Annotated in this window: 28 protein-coding genes; 15 read left to right on the forward strand and 13 right to left on the reverse strand. The window is 44.3% G+C overall.

The genetic code is table 11. The annotated features are described in order from the left end of the window. The first annotated feature begins 255 nt into the window (after window positions 1-255). From AAW31_RS13815 to AAW31_RS19145, 4 genes are all read left to right on the forward strand, one after another. Window positions 256-1,098, forward strand: coding sequence for a thermonuclease family protein (locus AAW31_RS13815; protein ID WP_052752265.1), 843 nt, complete (start codon window positions 256-258; stop codon window positions 1,096-1,098). Window positions 1,099-1,790: 692 nt separating this feature from the next. Further along, window positions 1,791-2,096, forward strand: coding sequence for a hypothetical protein (locus AAW31_RS13820; RefSeq protein ID WP_046850674.1), 306 nt, complete (start codon window positions 1,791-1,793; stop codon window positions 2,094-2,096). Window positions 2,097-2,285: 189 nt separating this feature from the next. Continuing rightward, complete coding sequence (gene trbK, locus AAW31_RS13825; RefSeq protein WP_046850675.1) at window positions 2,286-2,483, forward strand: entry exclusion lipoprotein TrbK; 198 nt, start codon at window positions 2,286-2,288, stop codon at window positions 2,481-2,483. Window positions 2,484-3,837: 1,354 nt separating this feature from the next. Next, window positions 3,838-5,229 (forward strand): hypothetical protein, encoded by a 1,392-nt coding sequence (locus AAW31_RS19145; RefSeq protein ID WP_052752266.1) that lies wholly within the window; start codon window positions 3,838-3,840, stop codon window positions 5,227-5,229. 307 nt (window positions 5,230-5,536) lie between these two features. Here the strand turns inward: AAW31_RS19145 and AAW31_RS19150 are convergent, their stop codons facing one another. Both AAW31_RS19150 and AAW31_RS20900 read right to left on the reverse strand, forming a co-directional pair. Further along, window positions 5,537-5,827 carry an ethanolamine ammonia-lyase light chain EutC gene (locus tag AAW31_RS19150; protein ID WP_158441547.1) on the reverse strand — a complete coding sequence of 97 codons (291 nt, stop codon included), beginning with the start codon at window positions 5,825-5,827 and terminating at the stop codon, window positions 5,537-5,539. Between the two features lie 326 nt (window positions 5,828-6,153). Then, a complete protein-coding gene (locus tag AAW31_RS20900) occupies window positions 6,154-6,336 on the reverse strand; it encodes a hypothetical protein (protein WP_144412974.1) in 183 nt (60 codons plus the stop codon). A gap of 168 nt (window positions 6,337-6,504) precedes the next feature. Between AAW31_RS20900 and AAW31_RS13840 the strand changes: the two genes are divergently transcribed. Then, on the forward strand, window positions 6,505-8,169 hold the full coding sequence (locus AAW31_RS13840) for an alpha-amylase family protein (protein ID WP_046850676.1): 1,665 nt from the start codon (window positions 6,505-6,507) through the stop codon (window positions 8,167-8,169). A gap of 770 nt (window positions 8,170-8,939) precedes the next feature. On the opposite strand, the gene AAW31_RS13845 is transcribed toward AAW31_RS13840, so the two are convergent. Continuing rightward, complete coding sequence (locus AAW31_RS13845) at window positions 8,940-9,212, reverse strand: hypothetical protein (RefSeq protein ID WP_046850677.1); 273 nt, start codon at window positions 9,210-9,212, stop codon at window positions 8,940-8,942. A gap of 42 nt (window positions 9,213-9,254) precedes the next feature. On the opposite strand from AAW31_RS13845, the gene AAW31_RS13850 reads away from it, so the two are divergent. The 3 genes from AAW31_RS13850 to AAW31_RS20905 all read left to right on the forward strand — a co-directional run bounded on the left by AAW31_RS13850 (window position 9,255) and on the right by AAW31_RS20905 (window position 10,630). After that, window positions 9,255-9,452: a hypothetical protein gene (locus AAW31_RS13850; RefSeq protein ID WP_046850678.1), complete on the forward strand. Its 198-nt coding sequence runs from the start codon at window positions 9,255-9,257 to the stop codon at window positions 9,450-9,452. Continuing rightward, a complete protein-coding gene (locus AAW31_RS13855) occupies window positions 9,449-9,748 on the forward strand; it encodes a hypothetical protein (protein ID WP_144412975.1) in 300 nt (99 codons plus the stop codon). The genes AAW31_RS13850 and AAW31_RS13855 overlap by 4 nt, the downstream gene beginning before the upstream one ends. Before the next feature lie 597 nt (window positions 9,749-10,345). Further along, window positions 10,346-10,630: a hypothetical protein gene (locus AAW31_RS20905; protein WP_139297530.1), complete on the forward strand. Its 285-nt coding sequence runs from the start codon at window positions 10,346-10,348 to the stop codon at window positions 10,628-10,630. A gap of 22 nt (window positions 10,631-10,652) precedes the next feature. Here the strand turns inward: AAW31_RS20905 and AAW31_RS23205 are convergent, their stop codons facing one another. The 5 genes from AAW31_RS23205 to coxB all read right to left on the reverse strand — a co-directional run bounded on the left by AAW31_RS23205 (window position 10,653) and on the right by coxB (window position 15,236). Beyond that, window positions 10,653-10,775 (reverse strand): hypothetical protein, encoded by a 123-nt coding sequence (locus AAW31_RS23205; RefSeq protein WP_258920400.1) that lies wholly within the window; start codon window positions 10,773-10,775, stop codon window positions 10,653-10,655. 172 nt (window positions 10,776-10,947) lie between these two features. Then, window positions 10,948-11,754: a cytochrome c oxidase assembly protein gene (locus AAW31_RS13860; RefSeq protein ID WP_046850680.1), complete on the reverse strand. Its 807-nt coding sequence runs from the start codon at window positions 11,752-11,754 to the stop codon at window positions 10,948-10,950. Further along, a complete protein-coding gene (locus AAW31_RS13865) occupies window positions 11,745-12,095 on the reverse strand; it encodes a hypothetical protein (RefSeq protein ID WP_046850681.1) in 351 nt (116 codons plus the stop codon). Before AAW31_RS13865 ends, AAW31_RS13860 begins: the two co-directional genes overlap by 10 nt. Window position 12,096: 1 nt before the next feature. Continuing rightward, a complete protein-coding gene (gene ctaD, locus AAW31_RS13870; protein WP_046850682.1) occupies window positions 12,097-14,613 on the reverse strand; it encodes a cytochrome c oxidase subunit I in 2,517 nt (838 codons plus the stop codon). Beyond that, the gene (gene coxB / locus AAW31_RS13875) at window positions 14,610-15,236 is read right to left on the reverse strand and encodes a cytochrome c oxidase subunit II (protein ID WP_200899640.1); all 627 of its coding nucleotides are present in this window, start codon (window positions 15,234-15,236) and stop codon (window positions 14,610-14,612) included. The genes ctaD and coxB overlap by 4 nt, the downstream gene beginning before the upstream one ends. Window positions 15,237-15,356: 120 nt before the next feature. Between coxB and AAW31_RS13880 the strand changes: the two genes are divergently transcribed. Further along, window positions 15,357-15,809, forward strand: coding sequence for a DUF2231 domain-containing protein (locus AAW31_RS13880; RefSeq protein ID WP_046850683.1), 453 nt, complete (start codon window positions 15,357-15,359; stop codon window positions 15,807-15,809). A gap of 45 nt (window positions 15,810-15,854) precedes the next feature. Here AAW31_RS13880 and AAW31_RS13885 read toward each other — a convergent pair whose 3' ends face one another. Next, complete coding sequence (locus AAW31_RS13885; RefSeq protein ID WP_046850684.1) at window positions 15,855-16,268, reverse strand: CopD family protein; 414 nt, start codon at window positions 16,266-16,268, stop codon at window positions 15,855-15,857. Window positions 16,269-16,471: 203 nt separating this feature from the next. Here AAW31_RS13885 and AAW31_RS23765 point away from each other — a divergent pair, with 203 nt between their 5' ends. Further along, window positions 16,472-16,744 carry an alpha-amylase family glycosyl hydrolase gene (locus AAW31_RS23765; RefSeq protein ID WP_407667753.1) on the forward strand — a complete coding sequence of 91 codons (273 nt, stop codon included), beginning with the start codon at window positions 16,472-16,474 and terminating at the stop codon, window positions 16,742-16,744. On the opposite strand, the gene AAW31_RS13890 is transcribed toward AAW31_RS23765, so the two are convergent. Beyond that, entirely contained in the window at window positions 16,741-18,072 is a 1,332-nt protein-coding gene (locus AAW31_RS13890) for an IS110 family RNA-guided transposase (RefSeq protein ID WP_046850685.1), read from the reverse strand. The two genes, AAW31_RS23765 and AAW31_RS13890, sit on opposite strands and share 4 nt — an antisense overlap. A gap of 686 nt (window positions 18,073-18,758) precedes the next feature. Here AAW31_RS13890 and AAW31_RS13895 point away from each other — a divergent pair. The 4 genes from AAW31_RS13895 to AAW31_RS13910 all read left to right on the forward strand — a co-directional run bounded on the left by AAW31_RS13895 (window position 18,759) and on the right by AAW31_RS13910 (window position 21,831). Further along, window positions 18,759-19,724 (forward strand): TIGR03885 family FMN-dependent LLM class oxidoreductase, encoded by a 966-nt coding sequence (locus AAW31_RS13895; protein ID WP_046850686.1) that lies wholly within the window; start codon window positions 18,759-18,761, stop codon window positions 19,722-19,724. Between the two features lie 63 nt (window positions 19,725-19,787). Beyond that, complete coding sequence (locus AAW31_RS13900; RefSeq protein ID WP_046850687.1) at window positions 19,788-20,978, forward strand: D-arabinono-1,4-lactone oxidase; 1,191 nt, start codon at window positions 19,788-19,790, stop codon at window positions 20,976-20,978. Continuing rightward, window positions 20,978-21,355 (forward strand): sensory rhodopsin transducer, encoded by a 378-nt coding sequence (locus AAW31_RS13905; protein WP_046850688.1) that lies wholly within the window; start codon window positions 20,978-20,980, stop codon window positions 21,353-21,355. The genes AAW31_RS13900 and AAW31_RS13905 overlap by 1 nt, the downstream gene beginning before the upstream one ends. Before the next feature lie 5 nt (window positions 21,356-21,360). After that, complete coding sequence (locus AAW31_RS13910; protein ID WP_052752268.1) at window positions 21,361-21,831, forward strand: DUF2721 domain-containing protein; 471 nt, start codon at window positions 21,361-21,363, stop codon at window positions 21,829-21,831. A gap of 208 nt (window positions 21,832-22,039) precedes the next feature. Here the strand turns inward: AAW31_RS13910 and AAW31_RS13915 are convergent, their stop codons facing one another. Then, window positions 22,040-22,420 (reverse strand): sensory rhodopsin transducer, encoded by a 381-nt coding sequence (locus tag AAW31_RS13915; RefSeq protein ID WP_046850689.1) that lies wholly within the window; start codon window positions 22,418-22,420, stop codon window positions 22,040-22,042. A 279-nt stretch (window positions 22,421-22,699) separates the two neighbouring features. Between AAW31_RS13915 and AAW31_RS13920 the strand changes: the two genes are divergently transcribed. Then, a complete protein-coding gene (locus AAW31_RS13920) occupies window positions 22,700-22,975 on the forward strand; it encodes a hypothetical protein (RefSeq protein ID WP_046850690.1) in 276 nt (91 codons plus the stop codon). Between the two features lie 71 nt (window positions 22,976-23,046). On the opposite strand, the gene eutC is transcribed toward AAW31_RS13920, so the two are convergent. Together eutC and AAW31_RS13930 are read right to left on the reverse strand one after the other, a co-directional pair. Beyond that, complete coding sequence (gene eutC, locus AAW31_RS13925; RefSeq protein ID WP_046850691.1) at window positions 23,047-23,850, reverse strand: ethanolamine ammonia-lyase subunit EutC; 804 nt, start codon at window positions 23,848-23,850, stop codon at window positions 23,047-23,049. Then, the gene (locus AAW31_RS13930) at window positions 23,837-25,306 is read right to left on the reverse strand and encodes an ethanolamine ammonia-lyase subunit EutB (RefSeq protein WP_327135680.1); all 1,470 of its coding nucleotides are present in this window, start codon (window positions 25,304-25,306) and stop codon (window positions 23,837-23,839) included. The genes eutC and AAW31_RS13930 overlap by 14 nt, the downstream gene beginning before the upstream one ends. Window positions 25,307-25,342: the final 36 nt, after the last annotated feature.

Genomic DNA, 25,342 nt, shown 5'->3' on the forward strand with positions numbered 1-25,342 from the left:
TATAAAGAATCAGTAACTCAATGCTATTTTTATGTTTTTCACAAAAAAAATCAATGATATGTTCAAAATGTAAAAATTACCAAAACTTCAGTAAAGATTGTAATTCCATTGCTAAAATTGTGACAAGACAGAGTAAGCAGGCAATCCGCGAAGCGGATGGTCGCAAATATGAATTTTTAGAGGTGCTCATAATAGAATTATACCGCTACTCAATAAAAGGCACTGTCTAAACTTCATTGTAAAACCATGCAATAGATGAAACCGATCATAACAATATCATTATTCTGGTTGTTGACTGTTTTCATTGGCCTGCATTTACCTGGTTGTGCTGCTGACACCATCTATCGTACCCAAGATGCACAAGGCAATATCACCTATTCAGATATCCCCGCTCCTGATGCCAAACCATTAAATCTCTCACCAATCCCACATCGCACCCGGCATCAAGTAGTTAAAGTATTGGATGGAGATACCGTTGTGTTAAAAGGGGGAGAACGCGTAAGATTGCTGGGTATTAATGCGCCCGAAGTCAAAAGCCGTTATCGCGATGGAGAAGCTGGCAGTATAGCTGCTAAAGAGTGGTTACAGGAAAAATTAAAGAATCAGAAAGTATACCTGGAATATGATCAACAAAAACACGATCATTATAATCGCTTGCTTGCTCATCTCTATCTGCCAAATGGAGAGCATCTTAACCTTATGCTCGTGGAAAAAGGGTTGGCGGTAGTCAATTTACTGCCGCCAAATCTCAGATATGCTGATGCAATGATCAGGGCGCAGCAACGAGCTGAAAGACAAAAATCAGGAATTTGGTCGCTACCTGAATATCAAACGCGGCCGCTTACGCAAATATCGCAGAAATCACGTGGCTGGCAACGTTTCCTCGGAACACCCATGTCATTGAAGAAAAATAAGCGGTATACTCAATTGGTTTTAAATAATCAAGTAGATATTCGAATCGATAATAACAATCTCGCCTTATTTCCAGCACTGGAAACTTACCTTCATAAATCGCTGGAAATTCGTGGATGGGTATCTCATCGAAATGATCACTACTCAATATTGATCCATCACCCTAGCGCACTTGTACTGCACTAACCGCAGCAGTTAATGACCGGAAGTTTCGCCTGTCCGGTTGCCGAGCATTTAAAGTCCCTCACTTTTGAAATCATGAGTGAGCGTGTCTTAATCCATTTATAACTCTAAACCGACTTTACCGGGTTCTCCTTGCCGTATGATTGATACTGTCAGCAGCTCGCCTTCGCGCTATGTTTGATTTGGAAATGGAATGATATGGAATGCAAAATCAAATGCTTTAAAAGAAAAAAAGCAAAAAACTCTCTTCAAATCCAAAAACTACTTTTAGGTTAAAGACAATCCTGAAAATCAATCACTCTAAAAATAAAATTACACCTGCTTAATGATGATTCAAATAATTCAGGTATTTCTAACTCCCCTGAATAATAATTCTACTAAAAATAACCAATAAAAATCAAAGATATATAGTACAACCATCAGATTCTCGAATAGATGAATCAATATCAATAAAATTGTTGTCAGCATCCAGCATGCTATTAACATTACAAAAATCAATATAATCAGTACCATAAAGCTTGCTAATAACTTACACAAGCTTTATATTATTGTATTTATTAAGGTTATTATTTCTGTTTAAACAAACAGCTAAAAAATAGTCGGAAAGCTTTCGTAGTTTTTTGCCCATAGCAATCATGTTTTTTCTTTTTTATTAGTAACTTGGCAACAATATCACATAATATTTAAATAAAACCATGAGCAAACCTAAACGGCAAACACTTAAATTCAAATCGAATGACACCTCTATTATGGATAGACCAGCTCAGGAATTTGCTCGTACTGAGATCGTATCAAATAGCCAAGATTTAATACGATCTAAACCATCAAAAAATTTAGCGAACGATCTTAAAATCATTCGCGCATGGCTTTTTCAGATTGGCGAACCTGAAGAAGACCATCACTTGGTGATCGATAAATGCAAGACAGATCCCGAAGCATTGGCTTATTTTTTACATTACGCCAGGAAATGTTTGCACAAAACTATATGCTATAACACTTAGCCTTCATGGTCCGATAAAACATATTAATGATTTATATCTCTGGTGAATATTATTGCCAGCAATACAGCGTCATCTAATTCAGGTATAATTATGAAAGTGCTTTTGTTGGTCGACCAACGCTCAGCAATCAAGAACTCTAGCATGCACATCAAGCCAGAGTAGAATTTTATATAGGAGAATATTTTTCAGATGAATATTAAATTTAGTTTCGTTTGTATAATTGGCCTTAGTATCGCTCTCATCGGTTGCGACGGAGGACCTCCCGAAGCCAATGCAGTCAATTGTTCGGGGAAAGGAATGGAGAAAGCGCTTACAGCTTTTAGAAATAATGAAACTGAACGGCAAGCATTTATCGATAAATGCAATGCTTTGAACAAAGAAAATTAAACATACCATTAGAAATTCACACCCGATTCAGAAATAGTTTCTAGAACTTTGGAAAAAGCTAAGGTTAAGGTCAATTTTGAGTTTCAAAGAGCAAGAGCAGCAGATCCGGTTTTAGCAAGCTTTAGTCAGACCATACATTTGGCATGAGTAGGTTGAAAAAAGAAAAAGAATGCCAAATGTAAGGTCTATTACCAAGATTTTCCCTTGCGTCAGCTACTGCTTTAATGTCGCTCAATTTGGAAATTTTCCAAAGTAATGACCTTGCTTATGAAAGTCTTACTGAAGCATTTAACGAATGCGCTCCTTTATTTAAAACAGAAACATAGTTTTTTCAGTTGCTATTGACACCGTTTTAATTGAGGGCTCAATTATTCCATCTCAAAATCGAAGCTGACTTTGTCAGCGTCACCTTGTCATATATTATTTGTCCTGTCTGCACCTCCCTCCCCGCGGTATGTTTAATTGGGAAATGGGAGGAATAAGTTCGCCTTGTCTATCAGCACAAACCCAATTCTTTAAGGCTCCATTGGAGAGAGAAAGATAGCTACTTTGCTGTCTCAACCAGGATTTACTTTATTGCTTCTTCAAAAACTCGACTGACTATTCGCAAAATTCCTGACTATAGCGTATCGGGTAATTGTTCTATTTTTATTCTCCATTTCATGGCTCTATTTTAGAAGCTTTGAGTTCCATGCAATTCAGCCTGCCTCGTACGGCACAAAAGAGCGCATGACCTTAGAGACATCGAATTCTTCAAAATAAGAATTATAGCGCCGCATGAAACTCACTACATTCAGCCGGTTGGACGCAAAGTACGTATTTGTCGGTATAGCGCCGCATGAAACTCACTACATTCAGCCGGTTGGACGCAAAGTACGTATTTGTCGGCTGAGTCTTCATTCTTAAAACCTACAATGATGCATTGAATTCGCAGACATCTTGATCTTGGCGTGGATTTCTCAGGGCCAGCTTCCTTCTTATATCACAACTCCTAATCAACGACAAAATAAAACATTCATAAACATTTGCTTACACATTGAATATAAAACTAGTCGCTAATTTGAGACAAATAAATTTCTTTAGAAACATAGTCTTATATATTAAATAGTTATTTATATGAAAATTGAGTAATTATTGACGACATTTTCTGCAATTTTCTTGCCGAAAGGATAGCTCAAGATATTGATAAATAAATAAAATATATCTTGGCATGAATATTGCTTCATATAATAAGTGTAGCAGCTTTTATACGCATCAAAGGAGGACATAAAGGATTTTAAGATAACAATTTTCGATATTAATGTGATAGTAAAAATTATTTAGTTACATGAGCCTGCAATAAAAGGAGAAAAACATGGCTACAAGCAGTGAAAATATGACGAGCACAAGCGGTGACAATGTAAATATTGAAGCTACTAAAAATTTGGCTGGAAGTGACTCCCAACAAGAGAATACTTCTACCAACAGCACGGGTGGCGTTGATGCTACTGCAGTTGATACTTCTACCAACAGCGCGGGTGGCGTTGATGCTACTGTGGTTGATACTTCTACCAGCGGTACGGAAGGCGTTGATACTACTGCAGTGCTTACCTCTACCAACGGGACAAATGGCGATGATACTATCGCAGTACTTCCAGATAAACATTACGCTGGTGGATCGGGGGCAGATAAATTTATTCTCCACGATGCGGGTCATTACAAAATTAACGACTTTAATGCATCGCAAGGAGACAAGCTGGATTTCTCCAAGTATGGTTTATCGCGCGAAGAACTAACTAATCGTGTCACCAATATCAAAATAGAGGCAGATAATCTCATCGTTAACTTTGGCGATAATGTAGAGATCACATTGGCAGGGGTCCAACCTGGTCAAATCAGCTGGGATGATATCATTGTTGACCATGGCGGCAAAGATGATCACCATGGCGGCAAAGGCCCAGGCGGCAAAGATGATGATCATGGCGGTAAAGGCCCAGGCGGCAAAGATGATGATCATGGCGGTAAAGGCCCGGGCGGCAAAGATGATGATCATGGCGGTAAAGGCCCAGGCGGCAAAGATGATGACCATGGCGGTAAAGGCCCAGGCGGCAAAGATGATGACCATGGCGGTAAAGGCCCAGGCGGCAAAGATGATGACCATGGCGGTAAAGGCCCAGGCGGCAAAGATGATGATCATGGCGGTAAAGGCCCGGGCGGCAAAGATGATGATCATGGCGGTAAAGGCCCAGGCGGCAAAGATGATGATCATGGCGGTAAAGGCCCAGGCGGCAAGGATGATGATCATGGCGGTAAAGGCCCGGGCGGCAAAGATGATGATCATGGCGGTAAAGGCCCGGGCGGCAAAGATGATGATCATGGCGGTAAAGGCCCAGGCGGCAAAGATGATGATCATGGCGGTAAAGGCCCAGGCGGATCAGGCGGCAAAGGTGATGACCATGGTGGTAAAGGTCATGGTGGTCATAAACATGTCGACGCTCGTCCTAATGAACATTGCCAAGGTGGCGAAGGAGCAGATAATTTTGTGTTCCATGATCTGGGCCACTGGAAAATTGACAAATATAATGGCCAAGAAGGAGATATGCTGGACTTCACCGGTTATGGTTTAACTCGTGATGAGATAGCCAGCCATATTACCAATATCAAAATAGAGGCCGATAATTTCATCGTTAACTTTGGCGATGATGTATCGATCACGCTGGTTGGTCAACCGCCTACCTGGGATAATGTGATTACTCCAGAGGGTTAATAACGTATCAAGAGAGGGGATCCACTCCCCTCTTAGTAAGTCTGGGGTTTGTAGCTATGGAACTCCAGACATTACTCACCTTTACCGTAAGCAGTAACTATCTGGATTAAAATAACTAGAATTTTTATTTTCTGTAGTTAAAGCAGTTCTCTATGTTGCTCAATAACAGCCATTTCTTGCAAACTGCTTTCATCCTTTAACGTTACACCCGACAGCTTTCGCCGTATCGCTTCTTTTGCCAACCAGAGTAGTTCTTTTGCAGCAGCTTCATAATTCCATTTCTAAATCAAAACTAACATTGTCGTCTTCACCTTGCCGTATTATTTATACTGTCTGCGGCTCGCCTTCCCGTCATTTTTGATTTGGAAATGGAATAAGATAACCGCTCGGAACAAATATTAGTAATGCAAGTTCCGGCCTGCATTACTACAACCAGCCTTGGGCGCATGGTCATATAAATACTCAAGCTGTCAGACGATCGCAATCCTGGGCGTTCGCCAATCAGTATGGCAACGATATCGGCCGACAGCAACTCCCCAATTTCACCAGCCAATGCTACCCATGCCTGCGAGGCAATCACGACGGAACTTACTTTCATTAGTTTGAAATATTCTTTTTTATTCGATAAGCAATAGCTTGGTATGTCGTTCAGCTGCTGATGAGGATAACCCATCGCTAACGATTATGACCGAATTGACTGTACCGAATGGAAATAAACATTTAATAGCCTGTAGCTGCTGTCTACTCTGCTGATTAGCTGCCGTCTATAATCTCGTCGTAATAAATAACTCATGCGATCAGGTGCATTGCTATATACCAACTGGATAGAGAACCCCTGCCCTTCTAACTCCTGCGGCGCGTTTGCTCAAGCGAGTGTTCGATATCGACATCGTGCATTGTCCGCATTGCGGTGCAGCCTTGGAATCATCGCCGCCCTTCTGGAAAAAGCTGCCATCTCCAACATTCCTGATCATCTCGGCTGTCCTCTCGGACGCCGCCCAGAACACCTGGGTAGGTATTTGATCCGTTCGAGCCTATCTGAATCGCAGTCCGGCTTTTTGAACTCTCTTCATGATTGAGCTGACCTTCCCCTTTGGTATTTTTCATGCAGATAGCGAAGAAAAAGGCCTAGACCAACCCTTTTTATTGCTGATTGAACACAAATTTTGCCAATTTCGGATGACTTTCCATTTAGTTGACGATCAAACCGTTTCCCGGTAAATTCAATTGTGATTAAAAAGGTTATTTATTTTTTCTATACACGACCCGCGCGACATGATCGAAGACCTCTGGTATAAAAATGCGGTGATCTACAGTCTCGATCTCGAGACTTTCATGGACCTCGATGGCGATGGCGTCGGCGACTTCAACGGATTGATCCGGCGGCTCGATTATCTGCAGTTTCTTGACGTCGATGCCGTCTGGCTGGCCCCCTTCCAGCCGACACCGAATCGAGACAATGGGTATGACATCACCGACTACTTCGGTGTCGATCCCCGCCTCGGCTCCGGGGGCGATTTCGTTGAATTCATGCACCAGGCGGAGAAGCGCGGCATCAAGGTGCTGATCGACCTCGTTGTCAACCACACCTCAGACGAGCACCCGTGGTTTCAGGACGCACGCGATCCGGAATCATCCAAGCGCGACTGGTACGTCTGGTCGGAAAAGCGGCCGGAGGACTGGAACGAGGGAATGGTATTTCCCGGCCGGCAGGAGGCCACCTGGACCTACGACAAGAAGGCGAAGGCATACTACTTCCACCGCTTCTTCAAATTCCAACCTGATCTCAACATGGACAATCCGTCCGTACGCCAGGAAATCCGCCGCATCATTGGATTCTGGCTGCAGCTCGGCGTAAAGGGGTTTCGCATCGATGCGCTGCCGTTCATGATTGAGAGTGTCGAACCTGGCAAGCAAAAGAAAAAGCGGAGGTACGACTACCTCACCGAATTCCGGACCTTCATGCAGTGGCGCAGCGGGGATGCCATCATGCTGGGGGAAGCCAACGTGCTGCCTGAGGAGAGCCAGAGGTACTTCGGTGACGAGGGGGACCGCATCCACATGATGTTCAACTTTTACGTCAATCAGCACCTGTTCTACGCGCTCGCTAGCGGCGACGTGAGGCCGCTGGCCGAAGCAATTGAGGCGACGTCTGACATGCCGGAGACCGGCCAGTGGGCGCAATTCCTGCGCAACCACGATGAGCTCGATCTCGGCAGACTGACGGATGAGCAGCGTAAGCATGTGTTTGAGCAGTTCGGGCCGGAGGAGCACATGCAGCTATTCGGCCGCGGCATCCGGCGGCGTCTGGCTCCAATGCTCGGCGACCGACGGCATGAGGAGTTAGCCTACAGCGCTATGTTCTCGCTGCCCGGCACACCGATAATCCGGTACGGCGACGAGCTGGGAATGGGCGACGACCTCGATCTCGAAGACCGAAACGCTGTACGTACACCCATGCAGTGGGCGGACACGCTGAACGGCGGGTTTTCCACCGCCGACGATCTCGTCCATCCAGTCATCAGCAAGGGGGTTTGGAGCTACGAGCACATCAATGTAGCAGCGCAAAGGCGCGATTCGAGCTCGTTGCTGAACTGGACAGCGAAGATGATACGACTCCGCAAGGAATGCCCCGAGATCGGATGGGGAAAGTGCACGATCCTCGATACTGGGTCGCCTCATGTATTGGCCCTGCGATATGACTGGCGCGGCAATACGGTGATTGTCATGCACAACTTCGACAAGATCCCGCACGAAATCACCCTCGAGCCAGGTGTAGAGGGTGGTGAATGCCTGTCGAATCTACTTGCCGAGGAGGAGCACGAATCCGGCGAGGACGGCATCCACCGGATGGCCCTCGAAGCGCTCGACTACCGGTGGTTTCGTGTCGGCGGATTGGATTACGTCATCAACCGGGGGCGAACGATGATAAAAAAGTAACGAGCGGGTGATCAGCTCGTGACGGCAGCTCAGGCGATGCAGTATTCTTTCAGATAGATCGGGCCGAAAAAGACCTGGCATGTTCCGTACTCGCTGCTCTCCGCGGGCGCTTTGAACAGCCGGCAAAATTGTTGAAGCGTCTTTCAGCATCCAGCGAGTGCGCAGTATCGTAGTCATTCGTGTACCTTCTTCTGTTTGGTGGAGAGACTCCATACTATTGCCGTGGAAAATCTTGCTCACACAGAACGCATAATAAATAGCCTCATTCCAATTCTTAATAGAAACTGAAATTATAATTCCACATAACGCTATGTAAATAAATAAAAATATATCTAATATTATTTACTTTTCTATTGGGATTTAGAATCAGTCAAATCAGGCATCGTGCTGTGCCAAAGCTCATGGCTTTTGCGTCTGCCTATAACGCCGCAGTTTAAATTCATCAGGCTAAAGAAACCTCTTCCCATTCTTCCTCCAACGCAACCGTGAGGCAGGGTACAAGCGGGGTTGAACAGCGTGGACTATGAGACCGGATAAAACGACGCAACGCTGGCCGCTGGAAATTGTCGGACGATTGTCCGGTATACCGCAACGGTTGCTTCGGACACTGCTCAGTCGAGTAGCTCTTTTGGGATACTAGTTTGTGTTTGCTTCCGAAGGCCCAACTTCTCAAGAATTGTGCTAAAAAACGACATAAGAGATCTCCTCCGTATTGCAAGATGAGCGAAGTTAACTGGGTAAGGAACGGTCATCTACGATCTATAATCAACCTAATAAACCTCTTGAATTCTCAGCGCCATCTTCAGCGCACGAGAAATCAATCGAATATTTGCTTTGTTTTCCAACTGCCGCTCAGGCGTCAAGCGCAAGATCGGCTCACGCACCGCTTTTTCATAACCAGCTGACGGAGTTTCGTAAACGACTATAAAATACTGCAATAGCTTATAGCTTAATACTTCTCGGTCCAAATCGCCCTTTTTCAGCCGCCCCTGTTCGTAAAGTAGTTTGCCGGATTGCTGGTATTTTTGAGTCGCAGCGTCCATTAGTAGTTTCTATAGCCCCATAAATCACCTCTGAAAAACTGCATGATCGCATCAGCCATTCAACTCGTGATTACATGCAGAGACTTTTCCATCATTACTGCTAGAATGTTTGAGCCTCAACGGGGGGATAGCATGCTCCATATCGTGAGGTTGCTGCTGGAATTGATGCCACGGCTGGCTGCGCTGGCTCCCCAACCAAGACTCAACCTCATTCGTTCCATGACGTACTTACGCGAATGACAAGCTTTGCTCCGAGATTATCCCTGGCAGCAAAAAAAAAACAAAAATACCCATCCGATATGAATAAGAATGCACCACTTTCTGTAGTTTCTATGCGCATCAGTTGGGCGCGTTTGCTCAAGCGTGTATTTGATATCAACATCGTGCATTGCCCATATTGCGGTGCAGCCCTGAAAATCATCACTGTCCTTCTGAAGAAAGCTGCAACCACCAACATTCCTGATCATCTCGGCTTGTCCTCACGGACGCCACCCAGAGCACCTGTGCAGATCCTTGATCCGTTCGAGCCTATCTGAATCGCAGCTCGGCTTTTTCACCTCTCTTCATGATTGAGCTGACTTTTCCCCTGGTCATCTTTCATACTAATAGCGAAAAAAGGACCCAGGCCAACTTTTTTAGCTGTTTGAACACAAATTTTACCAATTTCGGATAACTTTTCGTTCAATTAACGATCAAACTGTTTCCCAGTATATTCGGTTGTATTAAAAAGAGCGTTTATTTTTCTTATATACATCAGCGAGACGAAAAAAAGCCTCATCGATATCATTTCTTTGGGAGAACTCAGCGCTATTTGTGAAAACAAAGAAGTTAATCTATTTTTGAATCTGAAGTGTATATTTATTAAGTTTTTTATCGATTTAATTTCAATGACTTGACACACTTAATAATCAATTTTGATTTAGAAATGGAATCAGCGGTAAGGTAAAGGAGAATTTGTAAAACCTCGTAAATAACTTTAAATTTGGAGAAGTAAAAATTGAAAATAAGATGATATGGAAAAGGGATTATGGCTGTTTTGCGACTACGTTCGTCCTTTTTCAAATGGCTCTGTGTGCGAATTTAATATTATTGCCAGCGTTGTTGACCAAATTCACTAACTCTACTGTCTTATTATGAACACTTTATTTCTGTTTCTGTTGTGCCTTCCAACCCTGTTCGCTGCAGTATGGGCTCACCACCGCATAAGTACCCACTCATCCAGTACCCGCTGGATAACGAGAGGGTTTCTGATCGTGCTAGGCCTTGCCTTCGGCTGGGCAATGGCTTTCGTATACACGGAAAGTCAGGGGCTGGAACAGGCCCTGATCTTTATCAGTTCTTTCGGTATGGCTCACGTGCCAGCTGCCTTTGTATTGCAGCTAAAGCACTGGCGCGGAGGCGAGTCGGATAAAGACTGAGGATTCATTCATAAAACGTTGATTATTGCGAAAGTTCAAGGCACTTCTTAGCGCCGCCACCGCAAAAAAGTATTGTGGCATGGGATTGATTTTCCCCAAGGCCGATAAAGGCGACAATCACATCAACAAGATCACTTTTTGCCATAACAGCAATATGTAACTGCAATCATCCAAAATTCGGTTATTGTCACGATCTGCCTGAATACCCCTTTCTTTTTCTCCAGGATCTTCGGGCGCGTTTCTTGTAGATTAGTTCTTGCTCACTTAGTGGATGTAGTTTTAACTGATTCCTCCCATCCGCTTACAAAATTTATAGACTATGAATCCCTCCAGAAGCTTACCGCGCCATCAGTATCTCTGAACCAATACAAACTGCACCAGATAGCTGCAATAAGATAGGGTAAGCCTGCCGGTACCCACATGATCAGACCAGCTAGTTGTTGATCGTTAAAATCTCGCGAATCGTTGTAAAGAGGGATTTGCGCAAAAGTAAGCAAAGCACCAAGCATGCCCGTGTGCATGAGGGTAAACAACAAGGCCAATAAAGTGACCGCCGTGCGCCTGTTTAATACCGACCACCAGAATACACAGGCGCCTAGCGCAAGGCAAATATGTTCGATCAGATGCCACCATGGGTTTGCCAATGCTAAATTATAAAATTTGGGCGTATGCCAGAACCAGATGATGACACCTTGCAAAAAAGCTGTATGCATTGGATAGCGGCTAAAATATAGTAGTGGCTTAAGTAACCAGACAACCGGCCATCCACCTACTGCCACCCATTGGGGTAATGGTCGTGCCAGCATATAAAGCGGCATGATCACAGCCATAATCAACATGTGTTGAATCATATGCATGGCTGAGCTTTCTTCCACCCAGCCACCCAACGGAATGAGCATGGTCAAAACCGCGACCAGGCTAGCCACGTTGAATGCTAACCAACGCTCAATCAGAGATGGAATGCGTCGCGCTCCAATACCATACATACACCAGAAAACCATAAGTGTTATCATGCTGATAGTAAACGGCAGCCACGCATCCCCTACACCTTTAATTCCATCATGCGCCTCTACAGAACTGGCCGGTAGGACCACAGCAACTAACAGGACAAATATTACAAACATGGCGGTAATAGCAATACCATCAAACCCAGACTCAGTGTGGCTATTGCACCCACCAAATTTATACTGGCTCCTAAGTTGGCGATAAACGTGCGTGATGGATCTTTTGGCTTGTTTACTGCATGCGCCGCGCGCCAGCATTGATGGGCCCAATAAAAAAGTAACCCAGTAATCGCTAACGTTGTCAACAATAATGCAACATTAATCCAGGTAAACGAGCCCTGTTCAATCGGTGGTGGCGCTACTTCACACGCGATTCCTAATGCGCCGTACATCAATGCAAACCAGGTAATCCATATCGTTAATCCTAAAGCCAGTTGTAAAGGATGATAAGGAGAAAGCATTTCAATTCACTCCCCAAGCGATAGGTAACAGTAAGATAGCAGCAACACCCAACCAGAACACACTTGTTGTATATAACCACCAGGGTTCCACCACTGCAACTTCATACGGGACAGTTTTTCCGACATAGTCATAAGCGACTCGCCTTGCTTGTAATACTGTCATGATGGCTGCAAGTGCGCTGTGAAATAGAAGATACATCAAGATGACAGTAATAACCGCATCATGCGCAGTTTGTGTTATTGTCAAAGTCGAATTTATCCAAATTCCAATTAACTGCAAACAGTGCACAAAGCCAATTAAGGCGATACCCCATAGTTGACTTTGAAGATGCCTCCCCTCTCCTTCACGCAATCTTCGCAACAGGCGTTTATACCAGATCGCAGCAACCGTCAGCACTCCGCCAGTTATCAATAACGGCAACCAGGGCAGTGGTGGTACCTCGGGTGCTCGCCAATGCGGTGCGATAATCATCAAAAAGAACCAGCCGAATAACAAGGATAAAAACAGTGCACTATCGGCCAGCAGCGTTACGATCATGCCCCATAAACCAGGGCTATCAAAGGTACGTGAATGTAAAGGTGGGTAACCAGGCACAACAGTGGCATCAGGCGCTGCGCCGGGATGTGCACCATTTATCCAGGACCAGCGCAGCAATAATATCGAGCTAATCCCTACCGCGGCCAAAGCTAAATCATAAGTTCGAAGCAAAAGACTAATGCACAATACTGCCAAGACCAAAGCCGTAAAAAAAGGCAACCAGGAGTTCCCGGGCAAATGGATAATTTCACGTATTTTGCCAGTGATGGGATCCGACCCCCAGGTCTCACGTCGTCCATGATCGATCTCGGAAAGTGTGTGACAACCTTCTGCAATCGACGTTTGCAAATCGGGTTTGCGCCACATTGGGTGACGTGTTGGATTATCCGGCAAGCTGATAAAATTATAAGGCTGAGGTGGGGTACTTGTTGCCCATTCCAATGTATCAGCATGCCATGGGTTTGACCCAGCCGGGCGACCCATACGGAAATGCAATAGGATATCGAGCAGAATCATCGCGATCCCCATGGCAAATATAAATCCGCCCACTGACGATATACTATTCGGCAAATCCCAGCCTAGACCAGCATCATAGGTGTAATTTCGTCGTGGCATACCGAGCAGCCCGGTTAAATGCATCACCAGAAACGTGGTGTTGAAACCGATAAATGTTAGCCAGAAACCCCAGCGCGCCAGCTTATCAGATGGCATCCGCCCCGAAAAATGGGGTAACCAATAATACAAACCAGCTATCAAGGGAAAAAGCACGCCGCCAACTATCACATAATGCAAATGAGCAACGACAAAATGCGTGTCATGTACCTGCCAATTGAATGGCACCACTGCTAACATGACACCCGTCAATCCCCCTGCTACGAAAATTACTAAAAAGCCAGTCAGCCAGAGCATGGGAATATGATACACTGGTCGCCCGGTCCACAATGTCGCTAACCAGGCAAAAAACTGAATTCCAGTGGGGATCGCGATCAACATACTGGCCACCGAGAAAAAAGCCTGCGCCAGTTTTGGGATCCCAATGGCAAACATATGATGTACCCATAGGCCGAAACTGAGAAAACCGATCGAAATAACCGCCAGCACAACCCATCGATAAGCTACGATAGGCCGACCCGCAAATACCGGCAATAACGTGGAGACAATTCCAGCGGCTGGCAGAAAGATAATATAAACTTCCGGGTGACCGAATAGCCAGAATAGATGTTGCCAAAGGATGGGGTCTCCCCCGCGTGCGATATCAAAAAAGGGCATACCTGCCGCCCGTTCCAGTTCCAGCAGGATACTGCCAAGAATCAGTGGAGGAAAACCAAATACAATCATAAATGCCATGACTAGAATGTACCAGCAAAACAGCGGCATTTGCAGCAAACCCATGCCGGGACTACGGCTACGCAGAATTGATACGACCAACTCGACACCGGCTGACACTGCCGAAATTTCAACAAAAGTGATGCCGAGCAACCAAAAGTCGATATTGGGTCCAGGTGAGTAAACGGCATTACTCAAGGGTGTGTAAGCGAACCAACCGGCGTTTGGAGCGATTCCCAACAACAAACTAGATAGCAGAATAATGCTGCCAAACAAATAACACCAATAACCAAAAGCGCTGAGCCGAGGAAACAATAAATCACGCGCTCCAATCATTTTAGGAATCAAATAAAGCGCTAATCCTTCGAGCATTGGCACTACAAATAAAAACATCATGATGGTGCCGTGCATCGTAAACAATTGATTGTACAATTCGGCATCGATGATTTCTTGCTGTGGCAACGCTAACTGGGTACGCATTAACATGGCTAATAAGCCACCAATCAGAAAGAACACCCCGCCTGTGACCATAAAGCGGAAGCCGATCGTCGTGTGATTAACAATAGTCAATGCCCGCCAGCCACGCGGATTACCCCACACCTTCATAAAATCGTCATGGAGAGCAGCCGGATCTTTTCTAATTGTCTCATTCATAGCTCTTTTCCTCTTTCCTCCAGCCATGCTTCAAATTCTTCGGGCGTATGCACCACAACTGACAATATCATATGAGCATGACCACGACCGCAAAATTCCGAGCATTGTCCACGAAAATGCCCCGGCGCATCGGCTTGAAGTCTCAGAATATTAGTCCGCCCCGGGATGACATCAATTTTGCCGCTCAATCTTGGCACCCAGAAGGAATGAATCACATCAGCACTGCTCACGTGTACATCCACCGGTATGCCAGCCGGCAAATGCAGCTCATTCATCGTCACCACGCGTGTATCAGCATAACGAATCTGCCATAACCATTGGCGTGCAGTCACCTCTATGCGTAGCGGCGTTTGTTCCTCCAGCGGTAACGGTAACATACGAAAGCCCATCGGAATGCTAAAGCTCAATAGCGTAATTATGCTAATAGTAGGCAGCGCTACCCCTCCACCAATAATCCACCAACTGGATATTCTGCGCGCTTGCGCCTTAGTCATTGACACAGGCTTACGCCACATGGCATACAACCATAATGCCACCATAGTTAGCAGTACTAATACAAAAAAGCCTAGCATTCCCCACCATAAATCGGCTACAGCATGCGCTGAGGGGCCAGCTGGATTCAAGGCAGATTGAGGACCGCTGCAGCCAGCTAGAAAAAAAAGAATGCTAATCGCCTCTAACAGCACTAAACTATGACTAATCGTTAACGTTTTTATTCTTAACTTTTGCCGAGGAGTATAGCCATGGCACAACAACCGATTATCAGTCGTATGTCTATTGGTGGACACCCAATTCATCCCATGCTGATTCATTTTCCTGTTGCCTTCTTGCTTGGATTGGTAGGTGCTGATTTGGTTTATCTGTACACAGATGACCCTTTCTGGATACGCGTAGGTCTGTGGCTGGCTGGCTTGGGCAGTTTGGGTGGCTGGCTGGCAGGAATAGCCGGCTTGATTGACCTGGTATTTGTACCGCGTATTCGTTCCCTGCTTATTGCCTGGATTCATGCATTGCTGGCCATCATGACGCTGGCGCTCGCTTCGTTCAACTGGTTGCTGCGCTATAACAGCGAAAGCAGCTTCGACCCTTGGGGTTTGCATATCTCGCTGCTGACAGCTGTGCTGATAACCATCACCAGCCTTCTGGGAGGACAAATGGTTTACCACCACGCCGTTGGTGTTAATATTAAATCCTGATTTGTTATCCCATATAGATAGCTCCAGATATCGCATGATCAACTCCTAAAAAGGTTTAGTCAGCACAACCCAGATAATAGTTAATATCAGTGTCACGATCCCTATGCCTAAAAATAGGCAAGATAGAATTACTTTTTTGTAGGATGCCTGCTGATTATGCAAAATAATCCAACCGCTGAAGGCATGGCACAAAACTAAGAAAAAGACCAGCGTAAGCTTAAGTATCAGCCAGGAATCTGCTATTTCCTCTAGCAAAAAGATGGTTGTGCCAGAGATAATCGCAATCAACGCAGCGGGTGTCGTGAACAACTTGTAGATCATAACCACTACGTCCATAAGGCGCTGCTGAACGCTGGTAGATTGTTGAGATGCCGAACTAACGATTAATGCGGGCAGATACAGCAATGACGCGCACCAACATAACACGGCAACAATATGTAATAGCAAAAGCCAGACCATAATTTCCCTTTTCCTTTCGATATTTGTGAATCGGGGAAGTAATACTTATCTGTGTTTGCTGCTTTACCGATGTAAAAAGCAATTGGCACTACAACATTTTGTACATCGGTGCTTTAAAGTGTCGACCAATAGACATTAATTGTCAATATAATTAGATCCTGGTCATGTTTTCACTTGCGATTCACCAGCTTGCTTAATTTATAATCTGTTCACAGCAGGCTTGGAATGATTTTTCTCAACTAGTCAATGAAGCCAGCAAGAGAGGCATCCGGATCATCATTGATCTGGTTGTAAATCACACTTCTGTAGAACATCCATGGTTTTTGGATACGCAAAACAGCAGAGATACTAAATATAGGCATTTTTATATAAAAGTAAATGTTTTTGATCAGCAAAATCATCCTGATTCTTTTCTAAATTTTTTTGGCATCTTTCAAGAAACAAATGTAACACAATGGTTTTACAGCAAATATTAAGTAGCCTCAGGAACAGGGGTAAGATTAAACCCCAGCTTCCGAGCGCGAACAGTCAGATGATGCAACACGCGTTGACGATATCGCTCCTCATAGTACTCCTGCCCTTTATCGACGTACTCGGTTCCTTTCGTTAGCATCGTGTAGATCAAGCGCGCCAGTTTGTGTGCTGTCGCTGTGATTGCCTTTGCCTTGTCGAGTCTGCCACATAATCTTCTGTAATAGGCACCCAGTGCAGACTGGCTGGATTTCAATGAAACTGCCGCCATGCGCAGTGCCTGAGCCGCACGGTTCGCTGTGCGCTTGCTTGCCCCCGATAGCACTTTTCCGCCCGATATCTTTGTTCCAGGACACAACCCAAGCCACGAGGCAAACTGCTTCGCACTCTTGAACCTGCTCATGTCAGCGCCCACTTCACTCAGGACTTTCATCGCAATCGTCACTTCGATGCCGTCAATTCGCGTCAAATCAACCCCACACATGCCAATCAGATGGGCACGCAAATCAAATTTGGGAGCGTTCTTGACATTGGAGCGGCGCTTCTTCTGGCAGATCTCTACCTTGTGCACCTGAAGTGCCGCCAGCATGGTTTCAAGCTGCCGGTCACATTCGGTGAGTCGTTCGCTGTAGGCGTCATAGAGTGACATCGCTTGCTTGAGTGCAAACAGGTGTTCTTCCCGCCAATTCCCGATTAACGATTTCTCAATCTCGTCTTTGCCAGCCCGGATGCGATTGCTCTTGAGATTCGCCAGGATGTGCCCATCTCTCTCACCAGTAATGATGGCACGAACGATCTTTTGACCGGTTTCGCCCACAATATCCGAAATCACGTTCGCCAATTGTATGTTCATTTGCGCCAGAGCCTTTTGCATATGTTGCACATGTCGCGCCTGATAACGGATCAGCATATCGCGTTGACGAGATATGGCTCGTAGTGCACATATCTCATCTTTCGGACGGAATGCGCCAGACAACAACCCAAAGCTCATCAGTTGCTGTAACCATTGGCAGTCCAGTACATCCGACTTCCAGCCAGAAACATTTCTAACGTGCCGCGCATTTACTAGATACACAGTCAGCCCGCGCGACTCCAAAAGTTCATACAGTGGAATCCAGTATACCCCCGTCGATTCCATTGCCACAGTGTCAATTTCACAGGCCTCTAACCAGTCCGCTAAACCATTCAGGTCTGCGGTGAAACTCTTGAATTCCCTTACCGGCTTGTTATCTCGATCCGGCGGTACCGCCACAAAATGGCTCGCAGAGCCAATATCAATCCCCGCTGCATTCGGATGGATTAACTCCAATTTACTTCGCTTGAACTTTGCCATGACATCCTCCATTATCTCTATTGGAATGTCGCGCTGGTTCAGGTACATCGTTGTACTCACTCTTTCAAACGGGATGTCCGTTGCCACGGACTCACCAATGTCGCCGACGTGACCCATGACCACGCTAAAAAACGGGCGGATTAGCACCAGTGATGGGTCGGTCTTCTCCAGCGCGACATTCCAACTTTACTCCTCAAGCTCTGACGCCGCTTGTTTCTTCTGCGCGCCTTGCCGCCTCTAGCGGATTACTACGCTAATAAGGATCAGAAAGCAAAATTCTATTACCAGCGAGGGAAATTCAGATGTGATGCAATCTGATAGCAAAAGGTTATAGCATGGTTTTTCAAATATAAAGAAACCTTATTCCATTTCCAAATCAAAAATGACGCGAAGGCGAGCCGTAGACAGTATAAATAATACGGCAAGGCAAAGAAGACAAAGTCAGGCCGCCGAAGTCAGTTTCGATTTAGAAATGAAATGACTTATGGTAGCCTATAATTCATCCTCAAATAAGGTAAAAACCAGCTTTACAACAGATATTATCCCCTTTAGGATGATTCCAATATTTGAGGATGAGCAGTATGGGGATGAAATAAGCTTGAGTGAATTCAATCTAAACTCATATAGTTTTAGATGGATATAGATAATTCCAAGAAAAAAACTAATACTCGTTTAATGCAAATAATATGCTAAACCTTGGCTATCACATATCCCATGAACAGTTTTCACCTGGAGAATTACTTAAATTAGCCAAAAAAGCCGCTGAGGCAGGTTTTTCATTTGGGTTGTCTTCAGATCATTTTTCTCCATGGAATTTTGATCAAGGCCACAGTGGTTATGCCTGGTCATGGCTGGGAGCGGCTTTAAGCCAGACAGATCTTAATTTTGGAATAGTTACTTGTCCATTCTTCCGCTACCATCCGGCAATAATTGCTCAGGCCGCAGCCACCTTGGATGAAATGTTTCCACAACGATTCTGGATTGCAGTGGGCAGTGGTCAGGCACTTAACGAATCTATTTTAGGTGAATACTGGCCAACCAAACCTGAAAGAAATGAGCGATTAAAAGCTTCTGTGGATATTATGAGAGCATTATGGAGGAGTGAAACAGTTACCACTAAAGAACCAATAAAGGTAGTGGAAGCTACCTTATATACCACTCCAAAATCAAAAATGTCGGTAACAGGTGCTGCTTTAACACCCGAGACCGCAAAATGGATGGCTTCATGGGCTGACAGCTTAATTACTATTTCTCAACCAGAGGAAAGACTGAAAGAAATAGTAGATGCATGGAAAGAAAATGGAGGAGAAAATAAACCCATCAAGCTAAAAGTACAGTTGTCGTATGACAAAAAATTTGATGATGCTTTGCATGGGGCGCACCAACAATGGAGAACAAACATTTTTGCTAGTGATTTGCAGTCTCAGCTCCGAAATCCTCAACAATTCGAACAAGCTGCCCAGCATGTTAAGCCTGAAGAATTAAAAAAGATGGTAAATGTCTCAGATGAGCCAGATCAACATATTGAATGGCTCATAAGATATAGAAATATGGGATTTTCTGATCTGATTCTCCATAACGTGAATAAAAAACAGGAGCAGTTCTTAGAAGTGTTTGCTGAAAAAGTTATCCCTGAACTCAAAAGCTTATGATTTCCATTATTATTAACTTTTAACCCAATCTTATAAAAAATTCGGGCTGATATTTAAAGTTACATGAATACATGGTCAAACTGGTCGGGAAGTCTAAAATTTACTCCAGGCAAAATTATTGAACCTGCCAGTGAACAGGAGTTATTGGAGATTGTTGAGACTATTTTAAAAAATAACCAAAAAATCAGGATGCTGGGAGCAGGACATTCCTCCTCTCCCCTGGTGGTTACAGATGAAAATCTTCTTTCTCTTAAACATTTTAGATCAGTTGATAATATAGATAAGGAAAATTCAACGGCATGGATAGGAGCCGGGCTGACTGTAAAAGAGGGGGGAAGCAGATTACTTGACCATGGCTTATCATTCCATAATACCGGTGATGTAGACATTCAATATATTGCTGGCGCAATCAGTACCGGAACTCATGGCTCAGGGATAAAATTGAAGAACCTTTCTTCAATGTTGGTTGGTTGTAGGATGATTTGTTCTGATGGGCATATAAAAGAATTTACTGAAGATCAGCACGGGAAAGAGTTCTTTGATGCATTACGCGTATCTCTGGGCACATTTGGGATCATGACCCAAATGAAACTCAAGCTTTTACCTGCTTTCCAACTCATAAGAAAAGAATGGTGTACGCATATTGAGGATTGTCTTGAACATCTTGTAGAGCTCATCAATGAAAATCGTAATTTTGATTTTTACTGGTATCCACGTAATGATCTGGCGAAATTACGTATTCTTAATGAGCCGGGCAAGGGATTACAAAAGCTGGCCTATGCAAAATGTGTAGAAGAGAAATCAGGTTGGGCTATTGATGTTCTTCCTAAGCAACGAGATTTAAGATTTGATGAAATAGAATACGCGCTCCCCCTCGAGGCTGGTCCGGAATGCTTCAAAGAAATACGAAAAATAATCAAGGCCAAGTTCAGAAAAATCGTTGCCTGGCGAGTTCTTTACAGAACGATAAAAGCAGATGATTTTTATCTTAGTCCCTGCTTCGGACGAGATACAGCTACTATTTCTTTACATCAAAATGCCGGCGCTCCTTTTGAAGAATATTTCAGAACGATTGAAGCCGTTTTTAGAAGCTTTGATGGACGACCCCACTGGGGTAAAAAGCATAATTTAGAAAGCGAAGAAATCAGCCAGTGTTATCCGAGATGGAATGACTTTTTGGAGATAAGAAAAAAAATGGATCCGAGAGGGATATTTATAAACAGATACTTACAAAAGCAAATTTTTGATCTGTGATGCAAGCGATAGGTAAAAAGAAATGGGTAATCCCGGCAGGACATATTCCATTACAAACTACAGGGAAAGAACCTGACTTTTTAAGCCAAGATAGAATAGCCATATTGAATACAGGCATGAGTACAGTGAAATTAAAGTTAACTGTATATCATCCTGATCAGGAGCCTATAGAAAATTATTTTTTTGAAATCAAAGGTCAGCGCTTAAGGAAAATTCGCATCAATGATCTGATCGATCCTTTTCCTGTTTTCCTTGCAACAGACTATGCATTGGTAATTGAAGCAGAGCATGAGGTTATTATTCAATTTCTGCGAATGAATACAGGACATAAAAATGTAGCAATTATGGGAACAATGGCTTATGGAACAGATGGCTGATAAATATGGAAGAGGTTTCAGTTAGCGTAACTGTCCTTACCGCCATGATCACTCCCGCAGTATTAATTCTTGCTTGCGGGTCACTTTTATTGACTACTTCTCAAAGGCTCAATAGAAGCATTGACAGAACAAGAAAAATATCTTTTGAATTCAAAGAGATAAAACAAGGAAATAAATCAGCGCCGGAGCCGGAACAACGAATGCTGTTCCGGCAATTGGAGAAAGCAGCAAAGAGATCTATTTTATTGCAGCGTGCAATGACACTTCTCTATATCTCATTATTTTTTTTTATTGCCACCAGTTTGCTTATCGGTATATTTGAAATTTTGAACTGGATCAGATCTTGGATTTTAATTTCATTCTTTATAATAGGTATTATGATGTTGCTTTGTGCAAGTTTCTTTCTGGTTATGGAAACAAGGCTGGCTCTTAGCGCTGTCCATGATGAAATGAAATTCAGATTAACGATAGATTAAGCATCTGATCGCTAAATTATCAGTAATATACAGGATATGACGATTTCTACAGTCGCCTGTTATTCATGGTTATTCTATTCCCAATCAAAAATGACACGAAGACGAGCCGTAGGCAGTATAAATAATACAGCAAGGTAAAGCCAACAAAGTCAGTTTTGATTTGGAAATGAGATTAGATAGGACAATCCATAAAAATCATCTTAGTGATTCATTCATTCACTGAATAAGCAATAGTCGTTAATAATGCATTTTCTGCTTGTCGAGAATCCAAACGTGTATGTTGAACCACAATAGGAACATCCGATCTGATAACACTTGCATAATCAGTATCTCGGGGAATCTCTTGAGGATCTTTCAAATTATTGAACCTTAAATGCAGGGTGCGCCTTGCCGGCACTTTCAACTTGTAAGGACCAACCGGATCTTTATCAGTAAAGTATATGGTTATTTCGATATTGGCTTCATTATCCCCGGCATTCAAAATACAAGCAGTCTCATGACTGGTAAATTCCGGGTCGGGTCCGGTACTTTGTGAAGGTATATATCCTTCCGGGATAGCCCAGATTTTATGTCCGATAGGTGAATTCATATTAAGCGTTTTCTATTTTTTCATAACATATTCTATGTTATCCCTTTGGCTGATGCCAAATAGTTTAAAAGCATGGCGCACGGTATCAATGGCAGAATTACTTCATGCTTCCATCTGAACTTAACACAGATGAGTAATGATAGAAATAACTATCAATATTTAATGTGTGATAACGAACCGACTAAGTAATAGATATTCACTATCATGATTTACATAAAAACCCTGTTCTCATGATAGTAGCTGTACTACAGATACAAGTAACCCATTGAAGGAGCAAACATGCCTAAAAGAAATATCGACATCGGACCAGGTGATAATGCACCTTGTGTAGAACCAACTGTTCCCCCTATTCCTAAAGACAACCCGCCTCAAAAGGAACCGCCTCGAAAGGAACCTCCTCAACAGGATCTCCCGAGAAGAGATCCTGTTGAAAATCCTCCTGAGCGGGAACCTGATAAAGATATTCCTTTTGAACAAGCCATTCCAGAAAATCCACCGCCTCGCAAGAATATTCCTGAAGAGCCTACCATCAAGGATCGTGACGGTAAAAAATAATGAGTAACTGTTTTCGAAATAAGCTTTTGTTAAGTTTTCCTTAAATAATAAATATTCTTAGATAGGGACAGTTAAAGCAGTTTTCTATGCTGGTCAATAACTGCGATTTCTTGTAAACTACCTTCATCTTTTAGCGCTACGCCGGACAGCTTTCGCCGTATCGCTTCTTTTGCCAACCAGAGTAATTTCTTTGCGGCAGTGTCATAAGATAACCCCTCGGAACAAATATTAGAAATACAGTTCCGGTCTGCATCACTACAACCAACCTTGGGCGCATAAGTCATATAAATGCTCAAGCTGTCAGGTGATCTCAATCCTGGGCGTTCCCCAATAAGTATGGCAACGATATCAGCTGCCAGCAACTCCCCAATTTCATCAGCCAATGCGACACGTGCCTGTGAGGCAATCACAACAGGACCCAGTTTCCATTGCTCAGGAATATTCTTTTTTATTTCGATAAGCAATGGCTTGGCATGGCGCTCAATAGCCAATGAAGATAATCCATCGCCAACGACAATAACCAAATTAACTGCACCAGATGGAATGACAGGTTTGATGGCCTGTAACTGCCGTCTACTTTGCTCATTTAGCTGCCGTCCATAATCTGGTCGTAATAAATAACTCATGCGATCAGGTGCTTTGCTATGTACCAGCTGAATAGAGAACCTCTGCTCTTCTAGCTCCCGCGCAAGGGCTGTCACATTCAAAGCCAGATGGACCGCATCTCTCGCCATGGCATGCGACAAAGTAAAATCCAGTAACTCTTTGGTTGGCAGACTGCTGCCAGCCCTTCCCAAGGCAATCCGTGCGCGAGTGAACCTCTTTAACTGTTGCCAGGGATCTCTGCTCAGGATGGGTTTATCAGGCTTTCTCATTGGGCGTTTTAAAAGTCAACAAATGCTCAGGTATCCCTTGTAATAAAGGATGCGCCGGTTCCACCGGCTGGATCTTACCTTGATCATTCATAATATTCACACGCTTCAGCCACTGTTCGAACTCTGGAGCCACACCCAGCCCCATAACCTTACGTAAATAAAGCGCATCATGGAAAGAAGTAGACTGATAATTAAGCATGATGTCATCCGCACCGGGAACGCCCATGATGAAAGTGACACCCGCAGCAGCAAGTAAAGTCATTAAGGTATCCACATCATCCTGATCAATTTCGGCATGATTCGTGTAGCAAACATCGCAGCCCAGCGGTACCCCCAACAATTTGCCACAAAAATGGTCCTCCAGCCCCGCACGAATGAGTTGCTTTCCATCGTATAAATACTCCGGTCCGATAAAGCCAACGACCGTATTGGTCAGCAAGGGAGAGAAATGACGTGCAACCGCATAAGCTCGTGCCTCACACGTCTGCTGATCTATTCCGAAATTGGCATCGGCCGACAATGCTGATCCCTGCCCTGTCTCAAAATACATGACATTATTGCCGACAGTACCGCGATTAAGAGAGAGTGCGGCCGATCTGGCTTCATGCAGCAACGAGAGATCAATGCCAAAATGCTTATTCGCCTTTTCAGTCCCTGCAATCGACTGAAAGACCAGATCGACCGGTATATTTTTTTCAATTAACTGAATCTGATTGGTGACATGAGTAAGAATGCAGGATTGGGTGGGAATATCGTAGCGTTGAATGATCTCATCTACCAAATAGTACAGATCACTCATAGCAGACAAACTGTCTGATGCCGGATTAATGCCAATGACGGCATCACCTGAACCGTATAACAAGCCATCGAGAATGGAAGCAGCAATGCCACGCGCATCATCAGTGGGATGGTTAGGCTGCAAGCGCACAGAAAGGCGACCAGGCAAGCCAATCGTATCGCGGAAGGCGGTAATCACCCGGCATTTCTTCGCCACTAAAATCAAATCCTGATTGCGCATCAGCTTACACACAGCAGCGGCCATTTCCGGGGTAATGCCTGCTGCCACATGCTTTAAAATGACGGAATCAGTACTGTCTATAAGCAGCCAGTCGCGAAAATCACCCACTGTCAGATGGCTGATCTCGCTAAACGCCTGCTTATCATGCGTATCAATGATTAAGCGCGTCACTTCATCCTCTTCATAAGGAATCAGCAATTCCTCCAGAAAGCGTGTTAAGGGTACTTCCGCTAAACACATTCGTGCCGCCACTCGCTCGGCATAAGTCTCAGCAGCAACCCCTGCCAGGCAATCACCCGAACGAGCGGGAGATGCCTTGGCGAGCAGCTCTTTCAAACCATTAAATTGATAGCGAAATGCGCCTATGCTGAAGCGGTAGACCATAAATAGCTCAATGAGGTTTTTTTTCAGTGTAACACGAGCTGATAGCCTATCCAACCGCCGCCTCTTCCCCTTTACTTCCCCTTTACTCCA

Source organism: Nitrosomonas communis (genome assembly GCF_001007935.1).
GTDB lineage: Bacteria > Pseudomonadota > Gammaproteobacteria > Burkholderiales > Nitrosomonadaceae > Nitrosomonas > Nitrosomonas communis.